Raw genomic sequence first — 18933 nt, forward strand, 5'->3', positions numbered from 1 at the left:
CCGAGACACCGGAAGACCAAACTCCCGCAAAACCGCCTTCGCCTGATATTCGTGTATGTTCATGGCACTCCAATCCCTGGCGTTTCATCCCTGGCCGCTGCCGGCACGGGTGCGACGAGATCATGATGGCGACGCCTGCGCCCGATCCCGCTCGGGATAGCGGGCCGGGCGGCCTCGTGACGACCGGGCCTATAGCGGGAATGCGCGCGTGCGTCTCTCGCGCACGGCCACGCTTCAATAAGCAAAAAATCCTATATCGCGACAGAGCGAGCCTCGGATCCGTCCCGGCGCTCCGATGGCGCTCCCGGACACCGAAAGACTGCCGAGCCCGGGGGGCTCGGCAGCGCTGGAGGTCTCCTTCGGTTCCGGACGGCGGCGCGCCGCCGTCCGGGTCGCCGAGGCGGCTCTCTTCACTTCTTGCGGATCGAGCTCTGCGGGTTGAGGCTGCCGATATTGCCGCTCTCGCTGCCGGCTTCCGGGTCGATCACGGCGTTGATCAGGGTCGGCCTGCCGGAATCCATGGCCTCGTTCACGGCGCGGCTCAGCTCGTCCGGCGTGGTGACGTGGACGCCGACGCCCCCGAAGGCTTCCATCATCTTGTCGTAGCGCGAGTCCTTCACGAAGACGGTCGGCGCGACGTCGGCACCGCCCGAGGAATTCACGTCGGTGCCGCGATAGATGCCGTTGTTGTTGAAGACCACGATACAGACCGGCAGGTTGTAACGGCAGATCGTCTCGACCTCCATGCCGGAGAAGCCGAAGGCGCTGTCGCCCTCGACCGCGAGGACGGGCTTGCCGGTCTCGACTGCGGCCGCGACGGCGAAGCCCATGCCGATCCCCATGATGCCCCAGGTTCCGACATCGAGGCGCTTGCGCGGCTGGTACATGTCGATGATGCCGCGGGCGAGATCGAGGGTGTTGGCGCCCTCGTTGACCAGGATCGCGTCCGGCCGCTCCTTGATGACGGTCCGAAGCGCCCCGAGGGCACCGTGGAAGTTCATGGGCGAGGCATTGCTCATGAGCTTGGGCGCCATCTTGGCGAGGTTCGCCTCCTTGCGCGCCTTGATGGTGTCGGTCCACTCGGCCGGCGGGGTCGGCCACTTGCCGTCCATGCCGTCGAGGAGCGCGGTGATGCAGGAGCCGATATCGCCGACGAGCGGCGCGACGATCTCGACGTTCGAGTCCATCTCCTTCGGCTCAATGTCGATCTGGATGAACTTCTTCGATCCGGGCGCGCCCCAGGTCTTGCCCTTGCCATGCGACAGCAGCCAGTTGAGGCGGGCGCCGACGAGAAGCACGACGTCGGCATCCTTGAGCACCAGCGAGCGGGCAGCACCCGCCGATTGCGGATGCGTGTCGGGCAGGAGGCCCTTTGCCATGCTCATCGGCACGTAGGGGATGCCGGATTGCTCGACGAGGGCCCGGACCGCATCGTCGGCCTGCGCGTAGGCCGCGCCCTTGCCGAGGATGATCAGGGGACGCTTGGCGCTCTTCAGGACTTCGAGGGCGCGCTTGACCGCGGCCGGGGCCGGGATCTGGGCGGGCGCCGGATCGATGACCTTGACGAGGGAGTTGGCGCCCGCCTGGGCGTCCATGACCTGCGAGAACAGCTTGGCCGGCAGGTCGAGATAGACGCCGCCCGGACGGCCGGACACGGCGGCGCGGATCGCGCGCGCCACGGCGATGCCGATATCGGCCGCGTGCAGAACGCGGAAGGCCGCCTTGCAGAGCGGCTTGGCGATGGCGAGCTGGTCCATCTCCTCGTAATCGCCCTGCTGCAGGTCGACGATCTCGCGCTCGGAGGAACCCGAGATCAGGATCATCGGGAAGCAGTTGGTGGTGGCGTTCGCGAGCGCCGTCAGGCCGTTGAGGAAGCCGGGCGCCGACACGGTGAGGCAGATGCCGGGCTTCTTGGTCAGGAAGCCCGCGATGGCGGCCGCGTTGCCGGCATGTTGCTCGTGGCGGAAGGAGATGACGCGCATGCCCTCGGCCTGGGCGAGGCGGCCGAGATCCGTGATCGGGATGCCGGGCACGCCGTAGATCGTGTTGATGTCGTTGAGCTTGAGGGCATCGATGACGAGGTGGAAGCCATCGGTCAGCTCCCGCTGGGTGTCGGCTTCGGCCATGTTCACGTCGGCCGTCTGCGTATCGATGATCTGTGCCAGTGCGGACATTCTGCTTCCTCCCGGATGTTTTGCCGAAGATTTTTCATTGTGAGGCTCAGCGGCCTGTTCGGACGGCCAAACCCGATGATGCGCATGCCGGTGGTGTGACCGGACAAGGTGACGCCGGCGTCCTGATCCTGCGTGAGGACAGCCTCTGCGGGCGTTCCTCGAACGATGCCGCGGGCCTCGAAGCCAACGCGACAACACGATTCAAAACTGGCATGCCAAATACCAGATGTCAAACCGGATCTGCGGCCACGCCTCCCGCGGCGTTGCATCTCCGCGCCTCGTGTCAGGGCCGATCCTACATCCCGGACCGCATGAAAAAAGGGGCACGGACCTGAAGTCCGTGCCCCCTCTCGGTAGAATGTAACCCGGGTCGGTGGAGGCCGTCAGGCCACCGCGACGCGGGAGACGGGCGCGGCGGCAGCGTCGCGCTGGCTGTTGGCCACAACCCGCTTGCGCCAGGGCTTCAGCACCGCGATGGCGAGGATCGACGCCAGGATGTTGGCGCCGGCGGCGGCCAGGAAGACGCCGTTCCAGTTGCCCGAGCTCTGCTGCAGGTAGTTGGCGACGGGGACGAGGAGCGCTGCCGTTCCCTTGGCCGTGTAGAGCAGTCCGGCATTGGTGGCCGCGAACTTCGAACCGAACGTGTCCGTGCAGGTCGAGGGGAAGAGGGAGTAGATCTCGCCCCAGGCGAAGAACACGAAGCCCGAGAGCAGCACGAACCACAGCGGGTCATGGCCCCAGAGGTAGAGCATGTAGATGCCGAACCCTTCCATCGCGAAGGCGATGAACATCGTGTTCTCACGGCCGATCTTGTCCGAGACCCAGCCGAAGAACGGCCGCGTCAGTCCGTTGAGCACGCGGTCGATCGTCGCCGCGAAGGTGATCGCCACCATGGTGACGCCCAGGATGGTCACCGGCACCTTGTCGACGCCGATATCGGCCGCGATCGGCTTCAGGTTCGCGGTGATCATCAGGCCGCCGGCGCCGACGATGACGAACATGAAGTACATCAGCCAGAAGATCGGCTGCCGGGCGACCTCGCCAGGGGTGTAGTTGCGGCGGGTCTGGATGATGTTGGCGTTGGCGACGACCTCCGGGACCTGGCCCTTCTTGGGCGCGGCCAGGAAGAAGGCCAGCAGGGCGACGATGATGCCCTGGCCGAGGCCGAAATACAGGAAGGCGGCCTGGAAGCCCGCATCGGCGATCGCCCACTGGATCGGCGCGACCGTGAGTGCCGAGCCGGCCCCGAAGCCCGCGGCGGTGATGCCGGCGGCCAGACCGCGCTTGTCCGGGAACCACTTCAGGGCGCTGCCCACGCAGGTGCCGTAGACGGCGCCGGCGCCGAGACCGGCGATGACCTGCCCGAGATAGAACATGTTCAGCGTCTCGGCATAGGCGTTGATCACCCAGCCGATGGCACAGAGAATGCCGCCGAACAGGACCACGACCTTCGGGCCGTACTTGTCGACGAACCAGCCCTCGACGGGCACGAGCCAGGTCTCGAAGAGCACGAAGAGCGTGAAGGCCCACTGGATCGCGGCGCGATCAAAGCCGAACTTCTTCTGAATTTCCGGGACGAAGAATGTCCATCCGTATTGCAGGTTGGCGATCATCACCATGCAGATGACGCCGATGATCAGCTGCGTCCATCGATAGCCATCGCTGACCGGTTTGATCGGCGTCACGTCGGTCGTACCCATCGGTTTCCTCCAATTGCCCTCTGTCGGGGCATCGCAGTGGATTGGGAGCCTAGAAACTCATCTGAAGGTTCGGAGCAGCGAAGTATGTCTCCCGCCCCATCAGTGATCCGAGAAGGCTGAAGCATGGTGCCATGCCGCCTTCCGAATGAAACGAACGTGTCGCTCAGAAGCGCGACAGTTCTTAAAGCCTCACAAACCGTGCGATGCGCTGGAATTCGTCGCGATCACGCAGCATGCCTTGACTCGTATATTGTATACCAGCTTCTGCCTCGCCGGGACGCGCGTCAAGTGTGCAAGCCGCAAGATTCGATTTTGCGTTGCAACATACTTCCCCTTCCGTCACCCTGAAGCGTACGCTTCCGGACACGCGACGGGGCCCGAGCCGACGCCGGGGCGACGACCAAGTTTCGTCACCTGCCGTTTTTTCCGGAGCGATGTCCGGAGTTTACGAAGGGAGACCCCGGTCGAGCGCGGCGGTGTCAAACGCGCGCCTGTCACCATGAGCCGGCACGAAAAATCACGATGCCCGGCCGAGAGCCGCGGATCGGCACCGCGAGCGTACGGTCACTCGCGCGCGTCGAGGAAGAAGTCGACCGCCTTGGCGATGACCGGCGGCTGATAGGCGTGGGGTCCGTCATACTCGACATAGGTCACGTCGTAGCCCGCCTCGCGCAAGCCGGCGGAATGCACGCGGCCGCTGCGGCCCACAGGGATCTGCTCGTCCTGCGTGCCATGGGACATGAAGATCCTCGGGGCGCCCTCCTGGCTGTGGACGGACAGGAAGCCCGCCGATGAGACGATCAAGTGCGTGACGACATGGCCGTTGGCGAGCCCGGTCGAGAGCGCGTAGCTGCCGCCGTCGGAATGGCCCGCGAAGGCCAGGTGGGCGGGATCCAGGAGGAAGCGCGTCGAGACCGCCGCCAGGGCGAGGTCGAGCCGCTGCCGGTCCGGCCCATGGCCCGCGATGACGATGTCCCAGGTCGGAAACAGCGATTGCGGCGCGAGGAGCAGGAAGCCCCGGGCGCTCGCATGCGATTCCAGCATGGGCAGGATCTTCGCGGCACTGCCGCCGCCGCCGTGGAACAGGACCGCGAGGGGTGTGGGGCGGCGCGGATCGACGCCTTCGGGCACGTACAGGATGGCATCGCGCTCCTCGAAGAGCCCCATCGGTTGACGCCCCGGGGGTAGCGGCGCCTCGGTCGGCAGGCGATGCGCGAAGCCGAGCCGGCCCGCCAGATAGGGATCGATCATGCCGCAAGCCTCATTGCTGCGCGGATCGCGCACGCATCAACATCCGTGGTCTTCAGCACGCCTGCCTCCCGTTCTCCGCCCAGGCGGGGCGCCGCAAGGCGCCGCTCAAGCCTTGCTCGGGGCCAGCGGCTTCAGCTTCAGCTGGTCGATGAACCACAACCAGGTGCCGTCGGCCTGCTGGCGGGCCGCCTCGACCGAGACGTTGCCGTTCGGAAGCCGGGCGAAGGTGAGGGCGACGGGGCCGTTGCGCAGCGCGGGCGGCGCGTCCACGGCCGGAAAGGTCGAGCGGCGCGCGAGCAGGTCGGCGTAGAACGCCCGGATCTCGGCCTGACCGGTCGCGACGACCTCGCCCACCGCCACGACGGCGCCCGGCTCGTACAGGGCCACCAGCCCGTCCACATCCCCCGCATTCGCCCGCTCGTTGAAGAGGCGGGCGAGGTCTTCGGGCTCCCGCGCGGCCTTGAGGTCGGTTCCGTCCATCGATGTCTCCTCCTGATCATTCGCGCTCGGCCCCTCGGGGCCATGTCCGCCGCCGAGCGTCGATATTTCCAACGCGCCGGATGCTATTTCAGGCGTTCGCCCCGGCTGTCCCGGACCGAGACGGCGACCGGGATGCCGGTCTTCACGCTCTCGGAGACCGTGCAGAAGCGCTCGAACTGGGCGAGCACCTTGTCCATCCGGTCGAGGGCGGCGACCTCTGCGCCGATGGTGATCGCCACGTCGATCGCGCTGATCCTGAGCCGCCCCTCGGCGTTGCGCTCGACCGCACAACGAGCCTCCGCCACCACGCCCCGGGCGTCCTGCTTGAACTTGCCGAGCGCGAAGACGAAGCTCGCGCACAGGCAATTCGCCACGCCCGCGATGAGCAACTGCTCCGGGAACGGTCCCTCCCCCTGCCCGATCGGCACAGCCTCGTCGACGAGCAGGTCCGGGTGCAGCGCACCGAAATCCACCATGAACTGGTAATCGTGAACCTGCCTGATCGTGATGCTCGGGCTCGACGCCATGTGGCTCTCCTGATGCGCGCGCTGCGGGAAGCGCCGCGACCTGCTCTCGATGGAATTGGCGTCCCTGGATGGCCCGGGATCAGGCCCGTCGCGGGCGTGGAGCGCTGCCCGGCTCCGCCGCGATGCGGCCCATCTAGGGCACCGCGGCCCGACCTGCCAAGCCGGACGGCAGGGGCATGACCGCCTCCCATCCGGCGGCTGGCTTCGCCGCGTCGGCGCCCAACTTGGCCGCGTCGGCGGCGGCGGGTCGGTCCATTCCCGGTCGCTCCCTTGACAGCACCACCCCTGTTGGCATACCACATGCCACACACCGATACAAAAAGATCGTGAAAACGACGCGCCGCGGTCGAAAGGCTGAGCCCTTCGACGAGAGGAGGAGATGGAGGTCGTGAGACTACCTGACACAACTCAGCTTTCTCATCACGCCAAGTTACATATCTGCCTGAAATTCATCGTCACACGCTAGTATTTTTTAAGACAATATCTCAGCATCGACTTGTTAAAACGTCGAGTTTCGTGCGTGATGGCAATACCATGTCGCAGATCGTCGATCTTGATAACCTCGTTGCTTCAATCGGTGATGCGATTGTCGTATCGGATGTCGAAGGATCGATCATTCTGTGGAATCCGGCCGCGGAACGCATCTTCGGTTACTCGGAGGCTGAGGCCCTCGGTCAGTCGCTCGATCTCATCACGCCTGAACGGCAACGTCAGCGTCATTGGGACGGCTACGCCAAGACGATGCGCACCGGCGAGACCCGCTACGGCACCGAGGTGCTTCGGGTTCCCGCCCTGCACAAGGATGGTCGGCCCCTGTCGATCGCATTCACCGTCGGCCTCCTCTTCGACGCCGACAGCAAAGTCACCGGAATCGCGGCCGTGATCCGCGACGACACCAAGCGCTGGAATGACGAGCGACAGTCACGCCGGCGCTTGAACGAACTCGAATCCCAGTTCGCCTCGTTGAGCTGCCATGCGCGCACGGCGCGCAGCCCAGTTGAACGCGGCACCGACTTTCCGGGCGCACCGATGCGCTGACGATCTCGCTCCGGAAGTCACGTCGAACGAACCGCAATCCAAACGATCCAAAGGGAGAACACCCAGATGAGCCAGCCGCTCGAAGGCATCAAGATCATCGACTTCACCCACGTCCAGGCGGGCCCCGCCTGCACGCAGCTGCTGGCTTGGTTCGGCGCCGACGTGATCAAGGTGGAGCGCCCCGGCGCCGGCGACGTGACGCGGACCCAGCTCCGCCACGTGGAGGACGCGGACGCCCTGTACTTCACGATGCTGAACAGCAACAAGCGTTCGCTGACGCTGGACACCAAGACGGCGCAGGGCAAGGAAGTCCTCGAGAAGCTGATCCGCGAATCCGACGTGATGGTCGAGAATTTCGGCCCCGGCGCCCTCGATCGCATGGGCTTCTCCTGGGCCCGCATCCAGGAGCTCAACCCGGGCATGATCCTCGCCTCGGTCAAGGGCTTCTCCGACGGCCACCATTACGAGGACCTGAAGGTCTACGAGAACGTGGCGCAATGCGCCGGCGGCGCCGCCTCGACCACGGGCTTCTGGGATGGCCCGCCCACCGTCAGCGCCGCGGCGCTGGGTGATTCCAACACCGGCATGCACCTCGCCATCGGCATCCTCACGGCGCTCCACCACAAGAACAAGACCGGCAAGGGCCAGAAGGTCGCCGTCTCGATGCAGGATTCGGTGCTCAACCTCTGCCGCGTCAAGCTGCGCGACCAGCAGCGGCTCGATGCCCTCGGCTACCTCGAGGAATATCCCCAGTATCCGCACGGCGAGTTCTCCGACGTCGTGCCGCGCGGCGGCAACGCCGGTGGCGGCGGCCAGCCGGGCTGGGTGCTGAAGTGCAAGGGCTGGGAGACCGATCCGAACGCCTACATCTACTTCACGATCCAGGGCCATGCCTGGGCGCCGATCTGCAAGGCGCTCGGCAAGGAGGAGTGGATCGAGGATCCGGCCTACAACACGGCCCGTGCCCGCCAGGACAAGATCTTCGACATCTTCAACACGATCGAAGGCTGGCTCGCCGACAAGACCAAGTTCGAGGCGGTCGACATCCTGCGCAAGTTCGACATCCCGTGCTCGCCGGTCCTGTCGATGAAGGAGATCGCGGCCGATCCCTCGCTGCGCGCCAGCGGCACCGTGGTCGAGGTTCCGCACCCGAAGCTCGGCTCGTACCTGACGGTCGGCTCGCCGATCAAGTTCTCGGACCTCAAGGTCGACGTGAAGGCCTCGCCGCTCCTCGGCGAGCACACCGACGAGGTGCTGCGCGGCCTCGGCTACACCGAGCAGCAGATCGAGCGCCTGCACCAGGAGCGGGCGGTCTGAGACCGTCCCCACCCGAATGACCCTGCGAGGGCGGCGCGCCGAGAGGTGCGCCGCCCTCGCGCGTTTCTCGGCCCCGCTTCGAGGCCGGGCCCGTCCGCGCGGCCGACCTGCTGGAGATTGCCGAGCCAGGGCGACCTGCCGGCGCGCTTCAAACGCACCATCCATCGGCAGGCGGCGCAGAGGGGCAGGCTGAAACAGGCCGCGAGCGCCCCGACAGGCGGCCACGCCCGCGCTGGATGTCGCCCCGCCTCACGGGATCGCCGCCCTCGCGGCGTCCGCGCTCAAGGTGGGATTCCTGCCCCTGTCGCCGTGACACTGTGCCTGCCCGGCGAATGGGCAGCGCACCGCGCGACGGGCATGTCCGTTCCGGGAGCCCTCAGCCCGTCGATCCTGCGCCGACCTGCGCGCGGATCTCGGCCATGCGCGGGCGCGCTCGCGGGTCGGCCTGACAGCAGGCGCGCTCCAGCGCCCGCAGGGCGGTCGCCGCCTCGGGCTCCCGCGCGCAGCGATCGAGGAGTTCGCCCAGGAGCAGGCCCCAGGCCCGCACCTCGATCCGCTCCAGGGCAGTGCCCGCCACGCCGGCAGGCAACCCCGACGCGGCGCCGAAATCGCTGAGCACCGCCTCGCCCGCAACGCCGTCCCAGAGGATGTTGTGGGCGTAGAGGTCGCCGTGCAGGATCCCGCCCGCATGGAGATGCGCGGCGGCCTCCGCGACGGCGCGCGCGATGCGGAGCGCGGCGCGCGGGTCCAGACGCAGGTCAGGGTCGTAGACGTCGCGGCTGCAGCTTGCGAGGCTCGGCGGCCCGGCGAGCGGTCGCCAACCCGGCGGCAGGAGCGGCATCAGGAGCCCGTCGACCCCCTCCGGATGTCCGGTGACCCGGCCGAGGGCGCCGGTGAGGTGCGGATGGCGGCCGGCCGCCAAGCAGGCCGCCATCTCGTGCTCGGGCAGGCCGTCGCTGGTCAGGCTGCCCTTGAACAGCTTGAGGGCGACGGCTTGCCCCGCGCCCGTGCCTCCCTTCCGCCAGAGCGCGCGATGCACGCGCCCCGAAGCGCCCTCCCCCAGCAGGGCGCCGGGCTCGAGGTGAGACCAGGCGACTTCGGGGGCCCGCGCCGGAGCCCGCGCCGCGCCCGCGAGCGGGTTTCCGCCCCAGGCGATCCAGGCGAGGGAGGGCAATTCCGCCAGCCAGGCCGGAAGGTCCTCGAACCGGTTGGCGGACAGGCGCAGGAGTTCCAGGTTCGGCGCGCCCGCGAGGGAGGCCGGCAGCGCCCGCAGGCGGTTGCCCGCCAGCATCAGCTTCTGGAGCTGAGGCCGCGCGCCCAGCGCCTCGGGAAGCGCCTCGATCCGGTTGTCCGTCAGCGTCAGCCAGCGCAGGGCGTTCGGCAGGGATTCGGCCGGAACCTCGCGCAATCCGCTTCCCCGGAAGCCGATCTGGCTCAGGGCCGGGCAATCCCCGAGGCAGGGCGGCAGCCGGGCGAAGCGGGTCCCGGAGCAGAACAGGATCCTGAGCTTGCGCAGCCGCCCCATGTCGTCGGGAAGCGCGCTGAGGCCGCTGCCACTGAGGTCGAGCATCTCCAGGGTGTCGGAAAGACCGAAGACCTCGCGCGGCAACGCCGCGAGCGCACCCGTGAGGCGCAGGCTGCGCGCACCCGCGAGATCTCCGCGCCGCAGCGCCTGCACTGTGTCCTGCATCGTCGGATCCCCGCACCGTGGCGCGCCCTCGCCCCGACGCTTCGGGACGCCCCAGCTCTCGCAGGTCGCGCGGGGCCCGAGAAGCGCGGCGGCCGGCGGACGTCCACCGGAGGGGCACCGGATGGGGCCCCTCCGGCCGGCTCAATGCCGGGTCGCGGCCTGCGCGCGCGCATGGGTCCTGAAGAAGCGCATCATCTCACGGCTCGCATCGGGGCCGCGCGGGTCGGTGTAGGTGCCGGCCGTGCTGCCGCCCGACCAGGCATGGCCGGCCCCGTGCAGCAGCCACTGCTCCAGCACCTCGCGGCCGGCCGCGTCGGCCTGGACCGTGCGGGTATAGGCCATCCCGCCGGGCGTCTCGCCGCGCGTCACCGTCCTGACGAGGCCGTCGCGGGGCGTTGCCTGCGCGATGACCTGGTCGCCATTGACCGGGTTGACGGTCCGGTCGCCATCCCCGTGGAACACGATGGTGGGCACCGCCTCCCCCGCCCCGCGCGGCCAGACCGCGCCGCCGCCGTTCATGGCGGCGAAGGCCGAGGGCATGTCCCGGGCGGCGCCGCAGGCGAGGCCCGAATGCACGCCGATCGCGGCGAACAGGTCCGGGTAGGTCGCCCCCATGATGGCAGCGGCCGCGCCGCCCGCAGAGAGACCGGCCACGTAGATGCGGGCCGGATCGGCCGAGAACTCCGCCATCACCGCGCGGGTGATGCCGGCGATCAGCGCGGGCTCGCCGCCCTCCCGCTGCTGGTCGCCGGCGTTGAACCAGTTCCAGCACTTCTGCATGTTGGCCGATTGGGGCTGGCGCGGATAGGCGACCAGGAAGGTCTGCTCCTCGGCGACCGCGTTCATCCCCGTGCCGGCGGCGAAATCGTCCGGGTTCTGGGTGCAGCCGTGCAGCATCACCACGAGCGGCAGCGCCTGGCCGACATAGCCGCTCGGGATGAACACCTTGTAGGTCCGGGCGCCCGCCTCGTTCGCGAAGGTCCGCTCCTCGAAGCGCGCCCCTTCCGGCACGGGCGGCGGCGCCTGCCGGCCGGAGCCGAGCCCCTCACCGAGGCCCGCGAGCGCGCCCGGCCCGGCGAGGCGGTCGCGGAACGCCCGCATCGTCTCGGCGAGATCGGGGAAGCCCGGGGCCTTGCCGGCCTTCTGCGCGTCGCCCGGCGCCGTCCAGGCCCCGCCGGCGGCCGAAGGGGGCACCATGTCGAGGGTCGGCCAGGATGCGGCACCGCGCGGCGCGCGGTCCGAATGGCCCGGCGCGGCGTCCGGCGGGACGTCCGGCGCCTTGCGGCCCTGGAGCAGCGCCATGGCCTCGGCGAGCTTGCCGGCCCGGGTGAGCCGGGTGACCTCGCTCATATCGATCGTCTTGTGCATGGTCATGATCCTTCCTTCGCTCCGGCGGGGCCGGGCGGGAGCGCCGATGCGCGGTTGGGGGATGGGCGTTCGGTGGGCGTCAGGCGATCCGGTCGGCGAGGGCGGCCTTCACGGCCGGACTCGCGTGGAAGGCGCCGAGGACCTGGATCGAGGCGATGGCCGCGCGGGCGAGGTCCGGCGTGACGTCTTCGGCGATGCTGGCGAGGCCGAGAACCTGAATGTGCAGCGGCAGGCCCGCGTCGCGCGCCGCCTCGAGATCGCGGCGGCTGTAATGCGACAGGCCGAGGCTAAGCTGGCGTCGCGCCACCGATTGGCGGACCGCCTCCTCCTGCCGTTCGAGCTGGTTGCGCACCGCGGTGCGGATGAAGTCGGCCCGGTTGGCATAGAACCCGTCTCGCACCATCAGATCGACGCGGCCGAGATCGACGAAGCCCAGATTGACCGTGACCTTCTCGCTGTCCGGCATCCTCGGCCGAAGCTCCTGAACGTTGCCCGCCATCTATTCACCCTCTCTACGCCATCCGGTTGGATGGTCTAGAGATGGCGAGCGCCAGCAAGGCCGCAAGGGGCGGGGCGTCAGAATTATCGGAGCCCGACGCCTCCCGGATTATTGCGCGGTGACGCTCACGGTCACGCTCATGCTGGCGAATGCGTCGGCGGAACCGAGATAGCTGCCGACCACCGGCATGGCCTGGCGGATATCGCGGGCGACGGCGACCGGGATCAGGTTCGCGCCGCCCATGCTGCGATTGGTCGGATCGAAGGTGATCCAGCCCGCGCCCGGCAGGTAGACCTCCGCCCAGGCATGGGTGGACCCGGAATCGGCGGATCCCACGAGGGTGCGCGTCGGGTCGTGAAGGTATCCCGAGACGATGCGCGCCCCGAAGCCGAGGCTGCGAACGGCCTCGACGAACAGGGTCGCGAGATCGCGGCAGGAGCCCTGCGCACGCCACAGGGTCTCGTTCGGAGGCTGCGTCCCCTCGTCTTCCCGCGCCTGATACGCGGCCGCCTGGGCGACACCGGCATTGAGATCCTGGAGGAGCGCGAGGGTGTTGGTCGGGTTGCCGGCGACGAAGCCCTGCGCCCAGGCCCGCAGGCGGCCGTCATCGGGATATTGCTGGACCGTCAGGGCACCGAGATCGGTCCAGGCATCGTCGGTGTAGCGGAAGGGATAGGATTGCGCGCAGGCCGCGATGTCGAAGACCGGGTAGACCTGGGCGGACAGCGCGACCTCGGCCACGGCGTCGATCACGAGATTGTCGGCGGGTGCCACGAAGGTGGCGGTGGCCAGCGCGTTGCCGGCAACGTCGTTGGCCCAGCTCACCGACGCATCGGGTGTCAAGCTGAGGCTGCTCGACACGAGGCGCACCTCGCGGCTCTCGCGGGGCCTGAGAAGCAGCCTGTGGGTGCCGAGGCTGACCGGCCAGCGATAGCGATACAGGGTCCGGTGATGGATCCGTAGATTGATCAAAGGGCATTCCTCCCGAGAACCATCCGGCGTGCTCGGCGATTCCGCAAGGTGGATCATCCGGCAAAGCGATGCACGAAGCGACGCCCGCATGGCCGTCCGGAATCATCAGGAGACGCCAGGGCAACACGCCTCGACCAACGCGCAAATTCTCCTTCGCGGGCATCACGAATAGACAACGCGCAAATCCAGATCCGTTCACGATCAGCAGGATCGCGTTACACGTCTCTCGTGGAAGAACCCCGATCCCGCGCAATGCGCCGCACCCTGAAAACCCTGATCAGCTTGGCACCATTGCCACGCCTCGGGCGTTGATCCGCCATGCGGGCCTTCACCGCCATGCGCGCAAGCGTGCAAGCCTGTCCTCGTGGGCACAGGCAAAACAATCCCTGATTCAGGTCGGCATTCATGGGTGCGCCTGGGAGACAAACGTGCCGGCACACCAGATTAGTGAGGCGGAGGCCGCAACGGACGTTCTGCTGCACATCATCGCGACGTGCCGGGAAGGCCGCGTGACCTTCAGCGCCGTGTGTGAGGGTGGGGTTCTCACCACGTGGCCCGAGCCCGGATGCGCCCAGCCCGGCCCGGATTTCGGCGGGCGCCTCGGGAACGCCGCCGCGACGGCCTACTGGATGCAATTGCAGGGCCTCGGCGAATCCATCCACGCCACGGGCGGGCTCGATGCCCTCGACGAGGCCATCATGCACATCGTCCAGATGGACCCGGTCCACTCGGATTGGCGCGCGTTGGTTCTGGAGAGCGTGTGGTTCGACATCGGGCGCGCCCCCTCCACCGATAGGGTGATCGGTTCGGCCTCGGAGCGCGTGACTGCAGCGCGATCGGAGACGATTCCGGAACCCGCCCCTTGAGCGGCGCGCCGAGCCGGTCCTAATCCCAGTCCTGGCTGTCGACCTGGCAGGCGCCGCCCATGTAACGCTCGATGGCCGCCATGGTGGCATCGAGGGAGGCGTGAAGGCGCACGACGCCGTCCAGCCGGCTGCCGTCCTCCGGCATGATCTCGAAGGTTCCGGAGGGGCCGGAACTCTGGACCTTGCCGAGCGGCCGGCCGAGCCGGTCCTTCAGGCTCCACGCCAAGCCCTCGGACCCGATCGGGGTCAGCACCACGTCCATGGCCGAGATCCTCCTCGAGGCCCGGAGGATACCGCAATTTCGGCCGTCCGTCCGGGCTGTGCCGGAAGGGGCCGGGTCCACCCGGCGATGTCCCCCGCCTCGAAGCCCGCTGCGGGAATGCTTTCGAATGGACGATCCGCGCGAGGGCGCGGTAAGGTCGATGCGCGGAGAGACACTGCGGTGATCCGATCGGTCGCCTCGCAGCCGGAGCGTTCGAGCGAGGGCGGGTTCTCCGCGACGGGGCCTGAGCGACAGGCAGGCTGCCGGAGACCCGAGAACGCCGCCATCCTGACCCCTCCTTCCCTCACCCGACGGTTGCCCATGACTGAACCGAAGAAGCTGGTCCGCGTGCTGACGATCGAGGTTTCGGGCGGCTATGAACTCGTCATCGAATCGGATGATGGCCGCGTGGTCCGGGTGGTGGCGACCTCCCGGCAGATCGAGGCGCTGGCGCGTCAGTTCACGAAACTCGTGGATGACGAGGAGCAGGCCGGCGGCTGATCCGCCCCGCAAACAGACGCGTCTTCGCGGCGGAGGCCTGAGAAGTGCGGGTCCCGATCCCCATATCAGGGTGTACGACGCCGCAAAGGCCGCCGCGACGTGGCCGGACCGCCCTTCGGTCGGCGCGGGTTCGGCCCACCGGAGGAGATCACCTTGTCCGACTTCATCGAGCACGCTCCCGATAAGCCCGAGCCCCTGGCCGAGCGCCAGAAGCGCTGGGCCCAGGAGAGCGCGGAAGCCTGGATCGCCCATGACGCGGTCGTGCAGGCCCGTGACGAGAAGACGATCCGCCTCAAGGCCTTGCGGCTGGCCAAGCAGGCCGCCGACGCCGAGACCGAGCGTCAGCGCGCCGCCGAGGCGCCGGCGCGGAAAAAGCGCAAGCCGGCCCAGCCGAAGACCTGATCGGCGCCAGCAAGCCGGGTGCGGACCGGTCGATGCGCGCCCGGCGCGTGTCGGGCGGAAGCGCATCGGTTTGCCCGCCATCATGCGGGCGCCCGACGCGCCCAGACTACTGGTATAATTTCACTAATTGATACGTTTAATTATTTGATGCAAAAGCTTCCGCGAGGAAATTGCGCCAAATCGCGCGGCCGGAACGGCTACGCATGACGCAAAGCGCGCCCCCAGAGAGTGATGTCCAGGTATTTCTTCGATGTCGATGACGATGGCGTCGTGCAGGATGACCAGGGCGTCGAACTGATCAACCTTCACCTTGCCCGCAATTACGCAGTGCGCGTTGCGCAGGATTGCGCCAGCCGGCATCTGAGCGAGGGCCGGAACCGCTCCGTGGCGGTCAGCGTCCGCGATCCCGCGGGGCGGCGGATCCTGAAGATCTCCCTGACCTGCGTCATCGAGGACGGCGCGTCGGCCCATCCTTTGCCGCGCTAGGGCCGTGCCCGGCCATGACGGGCCGGATCACCGGACGCGATGTTCGCTCCGGTGCGCGCCTTGCCGCCGAATCGACGGCCAGGGCGCGTCGTTCCGCCTCGGATCATTGATCCCCGGCCGGTCACGGCCGGGGTGTCGTTGCCGGGATCGATCAGGCCCGGCGGGCCGCGAGGCTGCCCGCCGCGACCGGATCGACCGCGCCCATGCGGCCGCCCAGGAAGGCCGCGAGGGCGCCGAGGATCAGGGCGATCGCCGCGTAGAAGGCGGCCTGCGTCGCCGCGCTCTTCGTCGCGATCGCGGCGGCCTCGGCCTTCTGCTTGGCCGTGGCGACCGCCTGCTCGTACTGCTTCGTGTAGTCCTGGATCTGCTGGCGGGCCTGCTCGACGGGCACGCCCTGCGCCTTGGCGAGCGCGTCCGCGGCCCGCGACTCGGCCTGCTGCTTCTGGGCCGGATCGCCGGACAGGAGCGCCCGGACGGCGGCGGCGGCGGAATCGCGCAGAGCCTGCGGATCCTGGCCGCTCGCCTGCTCACGCACCTGGCGCTCGATTCCGTCGTGGGGGTTCGAGACCTTGGCCAGGGCGGGCGCGGCCGCCTGGGCCGCCGTCTGGACGGTCCCGCCGATCGCCGAGCCCGCCCCGCCGAGCGCGCTCGTGACGGTGCTGAAGGCGCCGCCCACGATGCCGCCGACCGCAGAGGTCAGCAGATACAGGATCACAAGGGTGGTCACCGCCCAGGAGACGAGGCCGTGATAGCCGGCCGTGGCGCCGGCGGCCCGGCCGGAGAGGCGGCCCGCCAGATAGCCGCCGGCCAGGGAGGCCAGGATGCCGGAGACCACCCACCACAAGCCGGCGCCGAGCGAGAGGGTGGAGGCGGCCGGGTTGTCGGCCGCATGCGTGCCGACGCTGGCGAGCCCGACGCCGACCCCGACCATGTTGAGGATGAGCTGCGTCACGAGCGCCGTCACGGCGCCGGCGAAGATCGCTCCCCAGGAGACCTGATGCAGCAGGGTGCGGGTGTCGGCCGTCGGCGCGAGGGGCGCCTGCGGGATGCTGGAGGATGTGGCCACGCGTGGACTCCGGGTCGTGTCAGGCATTGCGATGGATGATCGTTCGCGGGCAGGCGCCCGGCGATCAGCGGCGATGGATCAGGAGGGCGAGGCCGTAGCCGAGCACGCCGGCGATCAGCAGCGCGGCCAGCGGGCTCTCCTCGACCTGGCCGCGCACGGCACGGCTCCCTTGGCGCAGGGCGTTCCCGCCGGTCTCGAAGGCATCCTCGGCGTAATCCGAGACGTCGTCGGCGACATGCCGGACCGCATCCTTGGCCTGGCCGTAGAGGTTCTCGCCCCGTCCCTGCGCCTCGCGGAGGCGGCCCTCGACGGAATCGCCGTGCGATCCGACGAGGTCGCCCACCGCACTCTGCACCTTGCCGCCGAGTTCCCGGGCGGCTCCCGTCACGCGATCGATGTCGACCATCTTCGTCTCCTTCACTGAACGTGTCTGTTGCCGACGCAACATTCCTGGTGCGCCGAGGCTCCTGCGGGCCTTGCCCTCAGGTCTTCGGCGAGGGGGCGCTGCGCACGGGCTTCGCCCGGTGCTTCTCCGCCCTGCCCTCGGTCTCGATGCGGGGATCACCGGTCAGCTTGCCGATGGCCTCCTTGACCGAGCCCTTGAGCTCGGCGGCGGAGCGCTTCTCCTCGTTCCGGCTCATGGGCGCCTCAACTCCTGCGAGCAAACCCTCACGCCGGCTCAAGTGGACTTGGTTGCGCACGATTCAATGATGCAAAACTACCAGTAACGTGGATTTTATTGACCAGCCGCGGAGGCCGGAAAGCCGTTGTCCCGGCCCCACACGATCACCTCCGTCCGCTTGTGGACCCCGAGCTTGCGGTACAGGGCGGCGGTGTGGTTGCGGACCGTGTTGCGGGACAGGTTGAGCCGCTTGGCGATGGCCTCGTCGCTCTGCCCGGCGCAGATCAGGTTGAGGATCTGCCGCTCGCGCACGGTGAGGCTCAGGGCCGGCTCCTCCGCATCCTGCCGCCCCGGATGGCGCAGGTTCGCGAGCTTCTCGATCAGGCCGCGACTGAACCACGAGGTGTCGGTCATCACCGCCTCGATGGCGGCGAACAGGTCACGCTCGGAGCGCTTGCGCTCGGTGATGTCCTGCAGGACGGCGAGGACGTAATCCTCCTCGCCGATCGCCACCCGCTCGGCCGAGACGAGGCAATCGAGCTCGCTGCCATCCTCGTGGCGCAGGCAGGTCTCGAGGCCGATCACGTAGCCGGTGCGGGTCACGGTGGATTCGAAGCGGGCGCGGGCAGCCTCCGCCACCCAGAGGCCGATCTCCCCCGGGGCGCGCCCGACGATCCTGTCCTCGCCGTAGCCGAAGACCCGGGAGAAGGCCTCGTTGATCCCCGTGATGCCGAAGCCCGCGGCCCGGGCCAGCACGGTCGGCACGGGGGTGAGCCGGAAGGCCTTGGCGAAGCGCTCCTCGCTCTGGCGCAGGGCCGCCTCCGCCTTCCGGCGCAGTTCGAGATCGGCGAAGGTGAAGAGCATGCACGGCTCCGCGCCCATCTCCATCGGCTGCCCGGCCACGATGACGAAGCGCGTGCCGCCATCCGGCAAGGCGAGGCAGGCCTCCATCTGCGGGATGGTGCCGCCCTGGTTCAGCCGGGAGATCGCGAGATCGCGGTTGCGGGCGCCCGCCAGCACGTCGACCTCGTAGACGCTGCGCCCGATCACGTCGTCGCGGGTATAGCCGGTCATCTCCAGGAAGCCGGCATTCACCTTGACGTGGCGCAGGTCCGCCAGCCGGCAGATCACCGCCGGGGCCGGGTTGGCGTTGAAGGTCTTCTCGAAGCGCTCCTCGGCCTCGTATTGCGGCGTCACGTTCTGCAGGATCAGGGCGAGGCAGCTCGGGTTGCCGTCTGGATCGGTGGCCACGAGGCTGCGGAGCGAGTGCACGAAATCGACGTCGGGCCGATCCGTGCGGGTCACCTCCACGATGACGTCGTGGAAGGTCTCGCCCGCCACCACGCGCTCGATCGGGTATTGCTCGGGGGCCCGGTTGTTGCGGTAGCGCAAAGCGTAGCGCGACCGGTAGGCGTCCACGGTCTCGCCGAGCTCCCCGAGCGTCTCCGCCCCGTGCATGGCGAGCGCCGCCGCGTTCGCCCAGGTGATGCGCTGGTCGGGCTCGACGAGGATCACCCCCTCGCTCAAGCCCGCGATGATCTGGCGAAGTTCGGATCTGTCGACACCCTGCGTCACCGGCTCGGCCCTGCTTCCCCGTCGACGCGGATCGGTCGAGCGCTAACAGGGTGCCGGTCCCGCGGTTCCGGGGGCCACCCGCGCGGCGCCGGTACATCTGCATCAATGACGTGATCGTGATGCCCGGTATCGCGCGG

20 protein-coding genes are annotated in these 18933 nt (G+C 68.5%); 6 read left to right on the forward strand and 14 right to left on the reverse strand.

Annotated features, from left to right (window positions below; translation table 11 throughout):
- Nucleotides 1–410: 410 nt before the first annotated feature.
- From oxc to F6X53_RS27110, 5 genes are all read right to left on the reverse strand, one after another.
- Entirely contained in the window at nucleotides 411–2174 is a 1764-nt protein-coding gene (oxc, locus tag F6X53_RS27090; protein WP_151004235.1) for an oxalyl-CoA decarboxylase, read from the reverse strand.
- 383 nt (nucleotides 2175–2557) lie between these two features.
- Nucleotides 2558–3874: an oxalate/formate MFS antiporter gene (gene oxlT, locus F6X53_RS27095; RefSeq protein WP_151004237.1), complete on the reverse strand. Its 1317-nt coding sequence runs from the start codon at nucleotides 3872–3874 to the stop codon at nucleotides 2558–2560.
- 564 nt (nucleotides 3875–4438) lie between these two features.
- Nucleotides 4439–5125, reverse strand: coding sequence for an alpha/beta hydrolase (locus F6X53_RS27100; RefSeq protein WP_151004239.1), 687 nt, complete (start codon nucleotides 5123–5125; stop codon nucleotides 4439–4441).
- A gap of 105 nt (nucleotides 5126–5230) precedes the next feature.
- A complete protein-coding gene (locus F6X53_RS27105; RefSeq protein WP_151004241.1) occupies nucleotides 5231–5605 on the reverse strand; it encodes a Cif family virulence factor in 375 nt (124 codons plus the stop codon).
- A gap of 83 nt (nucleotides 5606–5688) precedes the next feature.
- Nucleotides 5689–6132, reverse strand: coding sequence for an OsmC family protein (locus F6X53_RS27110; protein ID WP_151004243.1), 444 nt, complete (start codon nucleotides 6130–6132; stop codon nucleotides 5689–5691).
- A 534-nt stretch (nucleotides 6133–6666) separates the two neighbouring features.
- Between F6X53_RS27110 and F6X53_RS27115 the strand changes: the two genes are divergently transcribed.
- Together F6X53_RS27115 and frc are read left to right on the forward strand one after the other, a co-directional pair.
- Nucleotides 6667–7170, forward strand: coding sequence for a PAS domain-containing protein (locus F6X53_RS27115; protein ID WP_151004245.1), 504 nt, complete (start codon nucleotides 6667–6669; stop codon nucleotides 7168–7170).
- 66 nt (nucleotides 7171–7236) lie between these two features.
- Nucleotides 7237–8487, forward strand: coding sequence for a formyl-CoA transferase (gene frc, locus F6X53_RS27120; protein WP_151004246.1), 1251 nt, complete (start codon nucleotides 7237–7239; stop codon nucleotides 8485–8487).
- A gap of 376 nt (nucleotides 8488–8863) precedes the next feature.
- Here the strand turns inward: frc and F6X53_RS27125 are convergent, their stop codons facing one another.
- The 4 genes from F6X53_RS27125 to F6X53_RS27140 all read right to left on the reverse strand — a co-directional run bounded on the left by F6X53_RS27125 (nucleotide 8864) and on the right by F6X53_RS27140 (nucleotide 13016).
- The gene (locus F6X53_RS27125) at nucleotides 8864–10177 is read right to left on the reverse strand and encodes a leucine-rich repeat-containing protein kinase family protein (RefSeq protein ID WP_151004248.1); all 1314 of its coding nucleotides are present in this window, start codon (nucleotides 10175–10177) and stop codon (nucleotides 8864–8866) included.
- Nucleotides 10178–10318: 141 nt separating this feature from the next.
- Nucleotides 10319–11551 (reverse strand): extracellular catalytic domain type 1 short-chain-length polyhydroxyalkanoate depolymerase, encoded by a 1233-nt coding sequence (locus tag F6X53_RS27130; protein WP_151004250.1) that lies wholly within the window; start codon nucleotides 11549–11551, stop codon nucleotides 10319–10321.
- Between the two features lie 73 nt (nucleotides 11552–11624).
- On the reverse strand, nucleotides 11625–12044 hold the full coding sequence (locus F6X53_RS27135; protein WP_151004252.1) for a CopG family transcriptional regulator: 420 nt from the start codon (nucleotides 12042–12044) through the stop codon (nucleotides 11625–11627).
- A 108-nt stretch (nucleotides 12045–12152) separates the two neighbouring features.
- Nucleotides 12153–13016, reverse strand: coding sequence for a transglutaminase family protein (locus tag F6X53_RS27140; RefSeq protein ID WP_151004254.1), 864 nt, complete (start codon nucleotides 13014–13016; stop codon nucleotides 12153–12155).
- A gap of 428 nt (nucleotides 13017–13444) precedes the next feature.
- On the opposite strand from F6X53_RS27140, the gene F6X53_RS27145 reads away from it, so the two are divergent.
- The gene (locus F6X53_RS27145) at nucleotides 13445–13882 is read left to right on the forward strand and encodes a hypothetical protein (protein WP_151004256.1); all 438 of its coding nucleotides are present in this window, start codon (nucleotides 13445–13447) and stop codon (nucleotides 13880–13882) included.
- 19 nt (nucleotides 13883–13901) lie between these two features.
- Here the strand turns inward: F6X53_RS27145 and F6X53_RS27150 are convergent, their stop codons facing one another.
- Nucleotides 13902–14144, reverse strand: coding sequence for a hypothetical protein (locus F6X53_RS27150; protein ID WP_151004257.1), 243 nt, complete (start codon nucleotides 14142–14144; stop codon nucleotides 13902–13904).
- Between the two features lie 321 nt (nucleotides 14145–14465).
- Between F6X53_RS27150 and F6X53_RS27155 the strand changes: the two genes are divergently transcribed.
- The 3 genes from F6X53_RS27155 to F6X53_RS27165 all read left to right on the forward strand — a co-directional run bounded on the left by F6X53_RS27155 (nucleotide 14466) and on the right by F6X53_RS27165 (nucleotide 15533).
- On the forward strand, nucleotides 14466–14645 hold the full coding sequence (locus tag F6X53_RS27155) for a hypothetical protein (protein WP_244965626.1): 180 nt from the start codon (nucleotides 14466–14468) through the stop codon (nucleotides 14643–14645).
- Nucleotides 14646–14798: 153 nt separating this feature from the next.
- Complete coding sequence (locus F6X53_RS27160; protein ID WP_244965627.1) at nucleotides 14799–15047, forward strand: hypothetical protein; 249 nt, start codon at nucleotides 14799–14801, stop codon at nucleotides 15045–15047.
- Nucleotides 15048–15278: 231 nt separating this feature from the next.
- A complete protein-coding gene (locus F6X53_RS27165; protein ID WP_151004259.1) occupies nucleotides 15279–15533 on the forward strand; it encodes a DUF6894 family protein in 255 nt (84 codons plus the stop codon).
- A 151-nt stretch (nucleotides 15534–15684) separates the two neighbouring features.
- Here F6X53_RS27165 and F6X53_RS27170 read toward each other — a convergent pair whose 3' ends face one another.
- The 4 genes from F6X53_RS27170 to F6X53_RS27185 form a co-directional block, all read right to left on the reverse strand.
- Entirely contained in the window at nucleotides 15685–16599 is a 915-nt protein-coding gene (locus tag F6X53_RS27170) for a PhnA-like protein (protein WP_151004261.1), read from the reverse strand.
- A 64-nt stretch (nucleotides 16600–16663) separates the two neighbouring features.
- Nucleotides 16664–17005, reverse strand: coding sequence for a CsbD family protein (locus F6X53_RS27175; protein ID WP_151004263.1), 342 nt, complete (start codon nucleotides 17003–17005; stop codon nucleotides 16664–16666).
- A 76-nt stretch (nucleotides 17006–17081) separates the two neighbouring features.
- Nucleotides 17082–17240, reverse strand: coding sequence for a CsbD family protein (locus tag F6X53_RS27180; protein WP_151004265.1), 159 nt, complete (start codon nucleotides 17238–17240; stop codon nucleotides 17082–17084).
- Between the two features lie 95 nt (nucleotides 17241–17335).
- Nucleotides 17336–18796 carry a helix-turn-helix transcriptional regulator gene (locus F6X53_RS27185; RefSeq protein ID WP_151004267.1) on the reverse strand — a complete coding sequence of 487 codons (1461 nt, stop codon included), beginning with the start codon at nucleotides 18794–18796 and terminating at the stop codon, nucleotides 17336–17338.
- Nucleotides 18797–18933 lie beyond the last annotated feature (137 nt).

The sequence above is a fragment of the Methylobacterium soli genome (assembly GCF_008806385.1).
Lineage (GTDB): Bacteria > Pseudomonadota > Alphaproteobacteria > Rhizobiales > Beijerinckiaceae > Methylobacterium > Methylobacterium soli.